This window comes from Henriciella mobilis, assembly GCF_003576315.1.
GTDB lineage: Bacteria > Pseudomonadota > Alphaproteobacteria > Caulobacterales > Hyphomonadaceae > Henriciella > Henriciella mobilis.
On the sequence record NZ_QWFZ01000009.1, the window covers coordinates 75,270 to 88,233 of the forward strand.

Annotated in this window: 14 protein-coding genes; 3 read left to right on the plus strand and 11 right to left on the minus strand. The window is 63.7% G+C overall.

The annotated features are described in order from the left end of the window. Positions 1–4 precede the first annotated feature (4 nt). From dut to ubiE, 7 genes are all read right to left on the minus strand, one after another. Positions 5–460: a dUTP diphosphatase gene (gene dut / locus D1227_RS07175; protein ID WP_119404365.1), complete on the minus strand. Its 456-nt coding sequence runs from the start codon at positions 458–460 to the stop codon at positions 5–7. A gap of 49 nt (positions 461–509) precedes the next feature. Continuing rightward, a complete protein-coding gene (locus tag D1227_RS19915; protein ID WP_158586594.1) occupies positions 510–650 on the minus strand; it encodes a hypothetical protein in 141 nt (46 codons plus the stop codon). 129 nt (positions 651–779) lie between these two features. Then, complete coding sequence (locus D1227_RS07180) at positions 780–1,187, minus strand: hypothetical protein (protein WP_119404366.1); 408 nt, start codon at positions 1,185–1,187, stop codon at positions 780–782. 92 nt (positions 1,188–1,279) lie between these two features. Next, the gene (gene coaBC, locus D1227_RS07185; protein ID WP_119404367.1) at positions 1,280–2,512 is read right to left on the minus strand and encodes a bifunctional phosphopantothenoylcysteine decarboxylase/phosphopantothenate--cysteine ligase CoaBC; all 1,233 of its coding nucleotides are present in this window, start codon (positions 2,510–2,512) and stop codon (positions 1,280–1,282) included. Between the two features lie 135 nt (positions 2,513–2,647). Beyond that, on the minus strand, positions 2,648–3,430 hold the full coding sequence (locus tag D1227_RS07190) for a hypothetical protein (protein ID WP_147373278.1): 783 nt from the start codon (positions 3,428–3,430) through the stop codon (positions 2,648–2,650). Between the two features lie 89 nt (positions 3,431–3,519). After that, complete coding sequence (gene ubiB, locus D1227_RS07195; RefSeq protein WP_119404396.1) at positions 3,520–5,049, minus strand: 2-polyprenylphenol 6-hydroxylase; 1,530 nt, start codon at positions 5,047–5,049, stop codon at positions 3,520–3,522. A 31-nt stretch (positions 5,050–5,080) separates the two neighbouring features. Beyond that, on the minus strand, positions 5,081–5,869 hold the full coding sequence (gene ubiE, locus D1227_RS07200) for a bifunctional demethylmenaquinone methyltransferase/2-methoxy-6-polyprenyl-1,4-benzoquinol methylase UbiE (RefSeq protein WP_119374428.1): 789 nt from the start codon (positions 5,867–5,869) through the stop codon (positions 5,081–5,083). 49 nt (positions 5,870–5,918) lie between these two features. On the opposite strand from ubiE, the gene mutM reads away from it, so the two are divergent. Further along, a complete protein-coding gene (mutM, locus tag D1227_RS07205; protein WP_119404369.1) occupies positions 5,919–6,767 on the plus strand; it encodes a bifunctional DNA-formamidopyrimidine glycosylase/DNA-(apurinic or apyrimidinic site) lyase in 849 nt (282 codons plus the stop codon). A 159-nt stretch (positions 6,768–6,926) separates the two neighbouring features. On the opposite strand, the gene D1227_RS07210 is transcribed toward mutM, so the two are convergent. Both D1227_RS07210 and D1227_RS07215 read right to left on the minus strand, forming a co-directional pair. Beyond that, complete coding sequence (locus D1227_RS07210; RefSeq protein WP_119404370.1) at positions 6,927–8,315, minus strand: DUF2330 domain-containing protein; 1,389 nt, start codon at positions 8,313–8,315, stop codon at positions 6,927–6,929. Then, positions 8,257–9,153 carry an RnfABCDGE type electron transport complex subunit D gene (locus tag D1227_RS07215; protein WP_233349656.1) on the minus strand — a complete coding sequence of 299 codons (897 nt, stop codon included), beginning with the start codon at positions 9,151–9,153 and terminating at the stop codon, positions 8,257–8,259. Before D1227_RS07215 ends, D1227_RS07210 begins: the two co-directional genes overlap by 59 nt. A 221-nt stretch (positions 9,154–9,374) precedes the next feature. On the opposite strand from D1227_RS07215, the gene D1227_RS07220 reads away from it, so the two are divergent. Together D1227_RS07220 and D1227_RS07225 are read left to right on the plus strand one after the other, a co-directional pair. After that, positions 9,375–9,902 carry a cytochrome C gene (locus tag D1227_RS07220; RefSeq protein WP_119404372.1) on the plus strand — a complete coding sequence of 176 codons (528 nt, stop codon included), beginning with the start codon at positions 9,375–9,377 and terminating at the stop codon, positions 9,900–9,902. Positions 9,903–10,014: 112 nt separating this feature from the next. Then, positions 10,015–11,013, plus strand: a complete 999-nt coding sequence (locus D1227_RS07225) for a KpsF/GutQ family sugar-phosphate isomerase (RefSeq protein WP_119404373.1) — start codon at positions 10,015–10,017, stop codon at positions 11,011–11,013. 14 nt (positions 11,014–11,027) lie between these two features. Here D1227_RS07225 and rfbA read toward each other — a convergent pair whose 3' ends face one another. Further along, positions 11,028–11,900 carry a glucose-1-phosphate thymidylyltransferase RfbA gene (rfbA, locus tag D1227_RS07230; protein WP_119404374.1) on the minus strand — a complete coding sequence of 291 codons (873 nt, stop codon included), beginning with the start codon at positions 11,898–11,900 and terminating at the stop codon, positions 11,028–11,030. Continuing rightward, entirely contained in the window at positions 11,897–12,952 is a 1,056-nt protein-coding gene (gene rfbB, locus D1227_RS07235; protein ID WP_119404375.1) for a dTDP-glucose 4,6-dehydratase, read from the minus strand. The genes rfbA and rfbB overlap by 4 nt, the downstream gene beginning before the upstream one ends. Positions 12,953–12,964 lie beyond the last annotated feature (12 nt).

Genomic DNA, 12,964 nt, shown 5'->3' on the forward strand with positions numbered 1-12,964 from the left:
CCGTTCATCGTCCCGTGGAGCCGAATCCGCCCTCGCCGCGAACCGTCTCCGGCAGCGTGTCGACCGCGACCCAGCCGATACGCGTCACCGGTGCCAGGACCATCTGACCGATGCGCTCTCCGCGCGCGATGGTGAAAGTCTCCTGACCATGATTGATCAGGATCACCTTCAGCTCGCCGCGATAGTCGCTGTCGATCGTGCCGGGCGTATTGAGGCAGGTAATGCCATGCTTGGCGGCAAGACCTGAGCGCGGGCGCATCTGGATTTCATAACCTTCAGGGATCGCGACAGAGAGCCCGGTCGGCACCATGGCCCGCTCGCCAGGCTTCAGCGAGAGGGGCTCGCCATCGGGCACAGCGGCGCGGACATCCATGCCGGCGGCGCCATCCGTCTCATAAGCGGGCAGCGGCAGGCCTTCGAAATGCGGGAGCGTTTTAACGGCAACATCAACGGTGGTCATGCCCGCCTATGCGCGGGAGTCGGTGGCCGGTGTCAACTTGAAAAAGGCCTCAGGCGCCGGACTGGGCGAGCTGGGCTTCCTTTGCGCCGGCTGCGGCGTCGCCCTCTGCCGCATTGGCCTGGCTGCCAACCCCGGCAAGGCCGATGACGAGAACGCAAACGAAGGCGAAATATCCAATGATCAGGCGCATGGGCAGGTTCCGTTCCTGAGCGGACATATAGCTAAAGCTGAAATTGCAAACAAAGTGTTCAAATCTGTTAATTTTAACAAAGCCGATCATGACCGGAAGTTCCGGCAGGAATGTGACCGGGATGCGGCCTTATCTGTAAATCGCAATGAAGATCGAGGCCGCTGACACCACCAGCGACAGTCCGGCCAGCCGCGTCGAGACGATAAAACGTTTCCGTTCATCCTGAAGGTCCGACAGGACCGAGGCGAGCAGCGGGAAGTTCACGCAGTGCCGATCCCCGCCAATCCGCATCGAGAAGAAGTTCACCTGGTCGCCGGAGCCCGTGTGCGAGCCGTACTTGGCGTTCATGTGATAGTAGAGCCGCCCGAAGATCAGGTCCTCATCGCACCGGAATCGCTTGGCGAGCGCCATGGTGTCGATCGGCACCCAGACCTTGGCAGACCGCGTCTTGTTCTCGTCAGAATACTCGGAGAATGGACGCAGATAGCGCTTGTAGATCTCGCGCAGCAGCCTCTCATCGGTTGGAATAACGGCCACCCTCTGTCCTCCCACCTGCTGAAAGCAGGCCAAGGATTGGCCGAACGGGCCTCAAGGTCAATGTCGGCGAGGGCAGGTTCGGGCGATTTCGCCTATTCAGCCGCCAGCTGGTTCTTGCCGGGATGGCCGATAGTCTGGGCGATGCGGTCGGCAAGCTGGCGGGCAACGGCGAGCTTGTCCATGCGCGGCCAGCGTTCGATCTCGTCCTTGGTGACAAGCGCGATCTCGTTTTCCGAACCACCCATCACATCGCCGGACACATCGTTCGCCACGATCCAGTCGCAGCCCTTCCGCTTCATCTTGGCGCGGGCCAGCTCTTCGACGTCATGGGTCTCGGCGGCAAAGCCGATCACCAGGCCGGGGCGGTTCTTCCGCTTCTTCGACAGCGTGGCAAGGATGTCCGGATTTTCCGACAGGGTCAGGGAGGGCAGCGTCTCGCCAGCATCCTTGAGCTTGAGTTTCTTCGAAGAGGAAATGGCCGGGCGCCAGTCGGCCACGGCAGCAACCGAAATGAAGACATCGGCCGGCAGGGCGGTCTCGCAGGCCTTCAGCATGTCGCGTGCGGTCTCCACCGGAACCATGTCGACCCCGCGCGGCGGCGCGATCGAAACCGGTCCGGAGACCAGGGTCACGCGCGCGCCAAGATCGGCGAGCGCACCAGCTATCGCATAGCCCTGCTTGCCGGAGGAATGATTGGACAGGAAACGCACCGGATCGAGCGGCTCACGTGTCGGGCCGGCCGTGACAAGCACATGGGCGCCCGTCAGCGGCTTCGGGCCGGAATGCCGGTCCAGCTGGGCCTCGATTTCATCAGCAATCGCGAGCACCTCCGGCAGGCGGCCGGGGCCAAACTCGCCGCATGCCATCGCGCCTTCATCGGGCTCCATGACGGCGGCGCCATCGGCCCGCAGCGTGGCGACATTGCGCTTCGTGGCCGCATGCTCCCACATGCGCACATTCATGGCCGGGACCATCAGGACCGGCTTGTCGGTCGCCATCAGCGTCGTCGAGGCGAGGTCATTGGCATGGCCGTGCGCGGCCTTGGCGAGCAGGTCGGCCGTTGCCGGACACACGACGACAAGGTCGGCGGAGCGCGACAGCTGGATATGGCCCATCTCGGCTTCGTCATCGAGGCTGAAGAGGTCGGTGAAGCATTTCTCGCCCGACAGGGCCGAGACCGACAAGGGGGTCACAAACTCCGCACCGGCCTTGGTCAGGATGCACCGGCTGGCGATTCCACGGCGCGCCAGCTCGCGGATCAGCTCAAGCGATTTGTACGCCGCGATCCCGCCGCCAATGATCAGGAGAATGCGTTTGCTGTTCATGAGCCCCTGTTTACACAGAAAGTGTTGAGAAATCGACGACACGAGCGTGTGAACCGCAGCAAAAAATAGAGCCGGGCATAGCTGCTAGCTGCAGCCACACCCGGCTCCTCGCAGGTCCCTGTCCCCGTGGCGCTTTCAAAAGCGCCGGGAGCCTACGAATATCTGCGGTCCCCTGCCGATCGCCGCCTGGTGAAAATCCACCAGTGCCGGCAAGCCGGACTCGTAAATCGCGACATCGACAGCCTGTGCCTCGCAACCTGCGTGCCGCAAGCCGCCGCCATATCCAGCGCGCGATCCGCAGGCCCGCGCAGCGGCCTCTTCAATCCGGTCATAAAGCAGCGAAACGCGCTTGCCCTGGACCGGCTGGAGGTCGCGGTAGCACACTTCCACACGGCCGGATTCGCCCGTCATAGCTGGGGTTGCGCGAATCCTGACAGCGCAATTCCCCTGCACGGCGCCAGCAACGGTGAGCACCGAGTCAGACCGCGCCGGAGCGCTGTCTGCGGAGGCTGCACCCCATCCCCCGGCGAGCTCCGAGCCCCAGCCCTGCTGGCAGGCAGCATAGACGGTGACCCCGCTTTGGGTGGTCCGCATGCCACAATTCTGTGCCGTTCCGGGACGGCTGCCGCGAAACACGCTGACGCCGTTCATCATTGAAACAGCCGATGCGCCTGCAGCGTCTGACGGCGCAGCACCTTGCGGCTTAACCATGCGCGGCTTGTCTGCGATGGCCGGCGCCGCGCCAGCCGGGACACGGCGGCTTTGCAGGCTGGCGCGCAGGATTTGCGACTGGGCATAGCGGTCGGCATGGCTGAAGCCATCCGGCTCCATCACGAACGACGACTGCGCACGCGCGCTTCCGGCACCAATGGTGAGAAGAACGGCGCAGATGGACAACAAAACCGCGGACAATCTCACGGATGGGGCTCCAGGTTGCCAAGTCTGCCTTGGATTAAGCAAAAATTAACCTAGCAAGCGCGTGGCCGCTCCGATAGCAGATTCCCGTGTCAGGCGAATTGCGCGACGGTGACGCCCGCAATGGCGGCAAGAACAATCACCAGTCCGAACCAGGCCCACCAGGGCGGCCCGGTCCGCTTGGGCTCGGCCTTCTGCCTGGCGTCCTGTTCCAGGCTCGCCTCGAACCGGTCCATGACCTCGGGCAGCCGTTTCAGCCGGTCGGCCACCTCGCGGATATTCTTCACCGCCAGTTTCGCCGCCCCGGCCGGGCCGAAATTCTCCGCGATCCAGGTTTTGACGATCGGCTCGGCCGCCTTCCAGATGTCATGTTTGGGATCGATGGCCCGCGCGACGCCTTCAACCTGCACCATGGTTTTCTGGAGCAGGACGAGCTCCGGGCGCAGATGCATGCCGAAGGTCCGTGTATAGTCCAGCAGCTGCAGCAGGATGCGCCCCATATAGACATCCTCGGCCGACTTGCCGTGGATCGGCTCGCCCACCGAGCGCAGCGCCTGGGCGAACTCGCCGACCGACTGGTCAGCCGGGACATAGCCCGCCTCGAAGTGAACCTCGGCGATGCGCTGATAGTCGCGGCGGATGAAGCCCCAGAGGATCTCAGCCAGGAAACGCCGCTCTTCCATGCCGATGCGTCCGATCAGGCCGAAATCGACAAGCGCGATGCGATTGTCCGGCGTGATCAGGATGTTGCCCTCATGCATGTCGGCATGGAAAACGCCATGCCCGATCGCCTGGTTGAGGAAGCCGCGCGTGATGGCGGTCGCGAGTTCTGCCCGGTCGAGGCCCGGCTGGTCCAGCGCCTTCGGATCCGTCAGCGGGATACCGTCGACCCAATCTGTCGTCAGCACGCGCTGCGAGGTCCGGTCCCAGTCGACGGCCGGGATCACGAACCAGTCATGCTTGTCCGAAATCGACTTGATCTGGTCCGCCCCGCCTGCTTCGAGGCGCAGGTCCAGCTCCTTCATCATCGCGTCGGCGACCGTGTTGGTGAAGGCCACCGGCTCAAGCCGCCGGCTTTCCGCGGAGGCGCGCTCGATGGTCCGCGCGGCCCGTTTCATGGCGCGCAGCTCACGCGCGATCATCTGCTCGACACCGGGCCGAAGGATCTTGACCGCGCGCGTGCCGTCCGGCGTTTCCATCTTGTGGACCTGCGCCAGCGACGCAGCCGCAACCGGCTCGCCAAGCTCGGGGAAGAGCGTCTGCGCGACCTCCTCGCCGAACTCCTTGTCGAGGATCTGCCGCGCCTGCTTCACTGGAAATGGCGGCAGCTTGTCTTTCAGGCGCGAGAGGTCGCTGGCGACTTCGGTGCCGAACACATCAGGGCGCGTGGCAAGCAGCTGGCCGAGCTTGATATAGGCCGGTCCAAGCTTCTCCAATGCGGCGGCAAAGCGCTCGCCCGGCCGGCCTTTGGCGCCGCCGCCGAAGATGCGCAGGAAACGTCCGGCAACGCGCGCCGGCAGCGGCAGGCGCGTCTGGTACTCACCCGGCAGGATCACATCATGCCGGACCAGCGCCGTGCCGACCCGCATCAGCCGTCCATAGTCAGATAGCGCCTTCAGCACGTCGCGCGTCTCCCCATCATCCGCCCCATCGTCAGGCCGCCCAGCCGAAATGGAGCGCGGCAATGCCGCCGGAGAAATTCGTGACCGAAACGCCGGAGAACCCGGCCGCCTCGACCTCGTCGCGGAAGTCTTCCTGTTTCGGGAACTTGCGGATGGATTCGACAAGATACTGGTAGCTCGCCCGGTCGGAAGCGACGATCTCGCCCATCCGGGGGATCACGTTGAAACTGTAGGTATCGTAGAGCTTCTGCAGCATCGGGACGGTCATGTGGCTGAATTCCAGCACGGCCAGGCGCCCGCCCGGCTTCAGCACGCGGCGAAACTCCGACAGGGCCTGCGCGCGGTCGGCGACATTGCGAATGCCGAAGGCGATGGTCAGCGCGTCGAAGGTGCGGTCCTCGAAGGGCAGCGCCTGCGCATCCCCGCAGACCCAGCCGATGCGGCTGTCATAGGCGGCCATGTCAGATCGGGCGCGGCCGGCGTCCAGCATGGCGTCATTGATGTCGCAGACAATGGCGCTGGCCTCGCCAGCCTTGCCCCGCCGGCGCGCGACCTTGTCCGCCCGGTCGACAAAGGCCTTGGACAGGTCGCCCGTGCCGCCCGCCACGTCGAGCAGGCGCTCGCCCGGCTGCGGGTTGAGCTTGGCAATCGTGTCATGCTTCCAGAGCCGGTGGACGCCTGCCGACATCAGGTCGTTCATGACGTCATAGCGGCTGGCCACCGAGCGGAACACGCCCTTGACGCGGCTCACCTTTTCCTCAGGTGAGACCTCTTCGAAGCCGAAGCTGACCGTCTTTGCTGTATCTGTCTCTTTTGTCATGCGCCGGGACCATAGTGGCATGAAAATCTAAACGCTATATGCGGAGACCATGCCTGAATTACCTGAAGTCGAGACAGTTCGCCGCGGCCTTGCTCCCGTCATGGAGGGCAAGGCCATCCTGTCGGTGATCCTCAACCGACCGGACCTTCGCTTTCCGCTGCCTGCCCGCTTTGCCGATCGGGTGTCGGGGACACGGATCGAGAAGTTGTCGCGGCGGGCAAAGTTCCTTGTGGCGGAGCTGTCATCGGGAGATGCGCTGATCATGCATCTCGGCATGTCCGGCCGCTTCACGATCAGTGACGGCACCCGGCCGGGCGACTTCCATCACGAGATCCCGCCGAACCCGAAGCATGACCATGTCATCTTCCACGTCGAGGGCGGGAAAGTCGTCACCTATAATGATCCGCGCCGCTTCGGCTTCATGGAGCTGTGGCCGCTGCAGCAGATGGCGCAATATCCGCGCCTGTCAGGCTATGGGCCCGAGCCGCTGTCGAACACCTTCTCGCATGCCTGGCTGAACGAGGCGCTGAAGGGCAAGAGCGGGCCGATCAAGTCGGTTCTGCTCGACCAGCGGGTGATTGCGGGCCTTGGCAACATCTATGTCTGCGAAGCGCTCTACCGCGCCGGGATCAGTCCGCGGCGGCGGGCCTCGACCGTTCCCGGCCAGCGGGCAGCGAAGCTGGCGGTCGCGATCAACGATGTCATCCGCGAAGCGATTGCTGCTGGCGGCTCGTCCATCTCGGACTTCAAGGCCGCAACCGGCGAGCTTGGCTACTTCCAGCACACTTTCTCGGTCTATGACCGCGAGGGCAAGCCCTGCAAAAGCTGCGGCGCCCCGATCAGACGCATCGTCCAGTCGGGGCGCTCGAGTTTCTATTGCGGGACTTGCCAGCGTTAGTTTCCGAACATTTCACGGGTTCGGGGGCATGGCTGCCCCACCCCGACCCTCCCCAGAGGGGAGGGGGCGTCAGCTGCTGACCTTCCAGCGCCGGCCGATGGACGATACCGTCGATCTCCCTCCCCGCATGCGGGGAGGGTCGGGGTGGGGCCAGGTCTCTTACCCATTCCCCCAGAGGCGTTGCCACCAGGGTTTCTTGTCCTTGGGCTCGAGGTCGATATTGATCGCGGCCTCGGAATAGCCGCCGGCGGCCATCTTCTCCTTGATCTCGGCCTCGTCCCAGCCGGTCAGCTTGGCGAGGTTTTCGGCTTCCTGATCCCAGCGGCTGACGAGCTCATCGGCATAGTCGCGCGCTTCCTCGCACTTGTTGAAGTCGCCGCGCCAGGGGTGGCGCAGGACATAGCGGCCCTGGTAATTGTCGCGGTCACCCGTGACCTGGAAGGTCAGGTCCTGCGGAAAGGTCTTCGCGTCATAGCGCACATGCAGGCGGGTGACGAAGACATCGACCGGCTGCGGGCCAGGCCGGAAGCCGGGCTGCGGCTGGTCCTGCCCGCCTTCATCCAGCCACATCACGCCCAGCTCCTGCAGCTCCGAGCGTGACAGCGGCTCAGCCGCGCACGGGTCGCACCAGCTCATGTCCCAGGCATATTCCATGAAGACGGCCTTGCCATTCTCCTTCTCGACCTGGTGGGCGAACATGTCCTTGTAGAAGTCGCCGAACTCATCCTTCACGAAGATCGGGACATCCATGTTGGAGGGCAGTTTCACGGTCTTGTAATTGGTCGTCTCGACGCGGCCCTTGCGGGTCATGGCGAAGATGAAAAGCTCCTGCTTGCCCTCGGCATTCACCGTGCCGAGACGGATCGGCAGCATGAAGTCCTCATCCTCATAGGCGACCTGGATCGGGCGCAGGAAACCGGCGCCGTCATGGCGTTCGAGGTTCACCTTCGCCACGAAGAATTTCATGCCCTGCTTGAGATAGGAGCCGACCACTTCCTCGGCGCCATCGGGAATGCGGTAGCCATTCTGGTTCAGCCATGTGATCAGGCCGTCGGACTCCTCGGCCGAGAGGATCAGGATGTCATATTCGCCGACCTCGTATTCGGCTTCGATGGTGACGCCGAGTTCCTCGGCTTCCTCCGCCATGGCATCCATGGCCGCGCCAGCTTGTGGCGCAGCCATGGCAAGGGTCTCACGATACTGAATGCGGTTGCACGGATCCTCGTCATGATACTCGACCAGGCGCGGCGCGGTATACTCGTCCAGGTGCTCGATCAGGCCGGGATTGGCGACATTGATCTGCTCACGTTCGGGCACATCGACGACCGGGATGACCATGGCGAACTCCGACGGCTCGCCGCGATAGTCGGACGCCATGGTGATGACCGTCCGCTCCCCGTCGCGCACCAACGCAACCTTCGAGGCATCGTTGAAAAGATCGGTATCGGCTTTCGCGACGAAGAAGCCGCAGAAGGCATTTGCCGGCGCGCTAAGGCCGAGCGAGGCGAGCCCCAGCGTGGCGGCTCCCAACAGGTGTCTGAGTTTCATGGTCGCGTCCCTCCTTGGACATTGATGCTTTGCCCCACTGAAACCGGTTCGCAGGCAGGAACCGGTCGAGAAATGGTGTCATGACCGACAGCGCCGCCAGCGCCATGAGCGGCGCGGCGCGGACATTCGGCCCGATGATGAACCAGGCCGTCAGGCTGGCCACGCAGGCGGCAAAGACGAGCCGCCCGGCGCGGGAATCCGGGGTCGAGCGCGGATCGGTGATCATGAAGAACGTAAACACCAGAAGCGTGCCCGATGAAAGCTGGTGGATCGGGATCGCCATCGGATCCCCGAGCCACAGCGCGCGTCCGAACAGGATCGCGGCAAACGTCCCGATGAAGCCGAAGGCGATGTCGAGCCGCTTTGCGCTGGACAGCACCAGCGCCGCCAGCGCGACGGCCCAGCCGGCAATCAGCGGCGCCTGCCCCCATTGTCCGGGCGAGACCCAGACATCGCGTCCGAAGACGAGGCACATGACGACAATACCGATACAGGCCGGGTTGAAGACGTGCTTGCTTCTGTAGCGCACGGCGAATTTCAGTCCGATGCCGATCACGCCGGCGGCGAACCACATCCACGGATCGACCGCGCGCATCAGGATGGAGAGCGACAGCGAGGTGATCGCAGCCGACTTCCATTCGAACCGCGTTTTCACGAGAAGGCTGGCCAGCGCCTGCGCACTCATCGCGCCAGTAAAGGCCGACAGCAGATGCATCGGCCGGGCGCCGAAATCGGTGGTGTAGACCGAGATGAGGAATAGGCCCGACAGCGCGAGCAGCTGCCAGTGGCGCGCATCGCGGTTGACCGCACGCACCAAGCCGATTGTTGCGTCCCTCACATCCATGCCCGCCAGACAATACACGAAAAGCGGGGAAAATTGGGCGCTCGTTTGCAAAATGAAAAATTCGCCTATTTCGCGAACTGAAGATCGATTTTCCCTCTTTCCAGGAAATTTCACTTGTTGTATATCGATAAACGATGCGGGGGCCGGCCGCAGATTGTACCCACAATCGACGCTGGTCCGGCCATCAACCGGCGTTCATAGATATGAGACGTCAAATGATCCGCAGGATCTTTCTTACAACATGCCTGGCGGGCCTGGCGGCCTGCTCCCTCGAAACCTCGGCCGATGTGGTGACCGAAACCGCCTCGGCGCCGCACATCGTCGCCGCAAACCAGGTCGAAGCCGGCCGCTACCTCGTCGAACTCGGCGGCTGCCAGGATTGCCATACCGCCGGCTGGCCCGAAAGCGGCGGGCAGATCGCCGCAGACGACCAGCTGCTCGGTGTTCCCGTCGGCTTCAAGGGGCCGTGGGGCGTTTCCTACGCCAACAATCTGCGCCTTGTTGCCGCCGCCTATACGCCGGAAGAATGGGTCGAGATGATGCATACCCGCCAGGGCCTGCCGCCCATGCCCTGGACGACCGTCAACCGGATGAGCGATTCCGATCTTCTGGCCGTGCATGCCTATCTCGTCTCGCTGGGCGAAAAAGGCGAAGCCATGCCAGGGACGGTGCCGCCCGGTGTCGAACCGGCGACGCCGTATATCTACTTCATGCCGGTCGGCCCGGACGTCCAGACGGGCTGAGCGGGCCCGCAAAGACCTCTCCCGAGCAGCCATCGCGGCGGCTCGGGGGTTGGAGGTCTGAAGCGATTGGGCTAGGCGAAGCTCGTCAACTCAACTCTGCCAGAGACCCGCCATGTCCAAGAATTCGGTTCCGCAGGAAGACGCCGTCCGCACGGTCGCGATAGAGGTCTTCGAAACCGAGATGACCGGCATGCGCGAACTGGTAAAGGCGCTGGACGATGCGGATGCGCCGCTGGCGCGGGCGGTGCGCGAGAGCGTTGAGCTGTGCGCCAATGTCCGCGGCCGCGTGATCGTCACCGGCATGGGCAAGTCCGGCCATGTCGCGCGCAAGATCGCCGCGACGCTGGCCTCGACCGGCACCAAGGCGAGCTATGTCCACCCTGCCGAAGCCAGCCATGGCGACCTCGGCATGATCTCGACCGACGACGTGGTCCTCGCCCTCTCGAATTCCGGCGAGACCGCCGAGCTGGGCGACATTCTCGGCTATGCGGGCCGGTTCGACATTCCGCTCATCGCGATGACGGCGAATGCAAACTCGACGCTCGCGCGGGCCGGCGATGTCTGCCTGATCATCCCGAAGGCCGCCGAGGCCTGCATGGTCACGCAGGCGCCGACCACATCGACCACGCTGATGATGGCGCTCGGCGATGCCCTGGCAGTCTGCATCCTGCGCAGCAAGGGCTTCACCGCGGACGACTTCCACACCTTCCATCCGGGCGGCAAGCTCGGCGCGTCGCTGAAACGGGTCACCGACCTGATGCACCATACCGAAATGCCGCTCTGCGGGCCCGATGCACGGGTCGAGGACGCTGTCGACATCATCACGACCTCCGGCTTTGGCTGTGTCGGCGTGATCGGCGATGATGGCCGCCTTGTCGGCATCGTGACGGACGGGGACCTTCGCCGTCATTTCCGCGAGTCGGTGAATGAGAAGTCAGTGGACAGCATCATGACGCGCAATCCGCGCGTGGTGTCTCACCAGGCGCTCGCGGCCGAAGCGCTGTCGATGATGAGTACGCACCGGATCACCGCGCTGTTCATTGTCGACGACACCGGCAAGCCGCTCGGCCTGCTGCATGTGCATGACTGCCTCGCGAGCGGCGTGATCTGACCGGTCCGGGCGGCCTACGAGGCCGAGCGGGCAATTTTCTCCAGATAGGCGCCATAGCTGGTGTTCTTGAGCGCCCGGGCCTGCCGCAATAGCTGCGCGTCGGAGATAAGGCCGAGCCGGTAGCCGATCTCTTCGAGGCAGGCGATCTTCATGCCCTGTCGCTCCTCGATCGAGGCGATGAACTGGCCGGCCTCCAGCAGGGAGTCGTGAGAGCCGGCATCGAGCCAGGCATAGCCGCGCCCCATCAGATTGGCCTTCAGCGTGCCTTCCTCGAGATAGAGCTTGTTGAGGTCCGTAATCTCAAGCTCGCCGCGCGCCGAAGGCTTCAGCGACTTTGCCTTCGAGACGGCCGAGCTGTCATAGAAGTACAGCCCGGTGACCACATAGTCCGATTGCGGCTTGCGCGGCTTCTCCTCGATGCTGAGCACCTGTCCGTCGGCGGTGAAAGACACCACGCCATACTGCGTCGGGTCCGCCACCTGGTAAGCGAAGATCTCCGCCCCGGTCTCCAGCCGCGTCGCCTTCGCCAGCAGCTCCGGAAGGCCGTGGCCGTAGAAAATGTTGTCGCCAAGGATCAGCGCGAAGGGTGAATTGTCGAGAAACTCTTCGGCCACGATCAGCGCATGGGCGAGGCCGCGCGGCTTGTCCTGTATGGCATAGGTAAAACGCACGCCGAACTCGGAGCCGTCACCGAGAAGGCGTTTGAAGGCCGACTGGTCTTCCTCCTTGGTCACGATCAGGATGTCGGTAATGCCGGCCAGCATCAGGACGCTGATCGGATAGTAGATCATCGGCTTGTCATAGACCGGCATCAGCTGCTTCGAGACGCTACGCGTGAGGGGGTGGAGCCGGGTCCCGTTTCCGCCCGCCAGGACAATGCCCTTCAAACCAGGCCTCCCTTGATAACGCCAAGGCGCTGCCCGGCCTGGCCGGAGGCCGCCAGCCGGTTCAACCAGTCGCGATTGGCCATATACCAGTCAACGGTGACGGCCAGCCCGCGCTCCAGGTCGCTGGCCGGCTGCCAGCCCAGCTCGCGGGTGATCTTGCCATGGTCGATGGCATAGCGCCTGTCATGCCCGGGCCGGTCATCGACAAAGGTGATCAGCTCCCGGCTCGGCTTGCCAGCGGCGCCCGCACCATGCCGGTCAACCAGGTCGCAGACGAGACGCGCCAGCTCGACATTGGGCATGGTTGTCCCGCCGCCAACACAGTAGACCTCGCCTGTGCGCCCCGTCTCCCCGGCGAGGAGCAGCGCTTCGGCATGATCGTTGACGAACAGCCAGTCGCGCACCTGCTGCCCGTCGCCATAGACGGGAACAGGTTCGCCGCGGACAGCCTTTGAAATGATGGTCGGGATGAATTTCTCGGGAAACTGCCAGGGCCCGTAATTGTTCGAGCAATTGGTGATGATCGCGGGGAAATCGAATGTCTTCGTCCAGGCCTGCACCAGCATGTCCGCCGACGCTTTCGAGGCCGAATAGGGCGAGCTCGGGCGGTAGGGCGAGGTCTCGTCGAAGCAGCCGGACTCAATCGAGCCGAACACTTCGTCGGTCGACACCTGCACGAAGCGGAAGGTTCCCGGCAGGCGCGCGGCCGCCATCGCCTCCCGGCAGACTTCCAGCAGCGTATGCACGCCGCCAATATTGGTGCGGATAAAATCATCCGGCCCGTCAATCGACCGGTCGACATGGGTTTCCGCCGCAAGGTTGAAAACGATATCGGGCTGGAAGTCGGCAATCGCCCTGCGCATCACGGGTCCGTCGCAGATATCGGCCTGCAGGAAACGGTAGCGCGAATCGTCGCGCACGCTGGCGAGACTGTTGAGATTGGACGCATAGGTCAGCTTGTCGACGTTGAGCACGTCGTGGCCGCAGGCGATTGCGTGCCGAACAAGCGCGGATCCGATGAATCCGGCTCCACCAGTGATCAGCAGCTTCATACGCGACCTTCC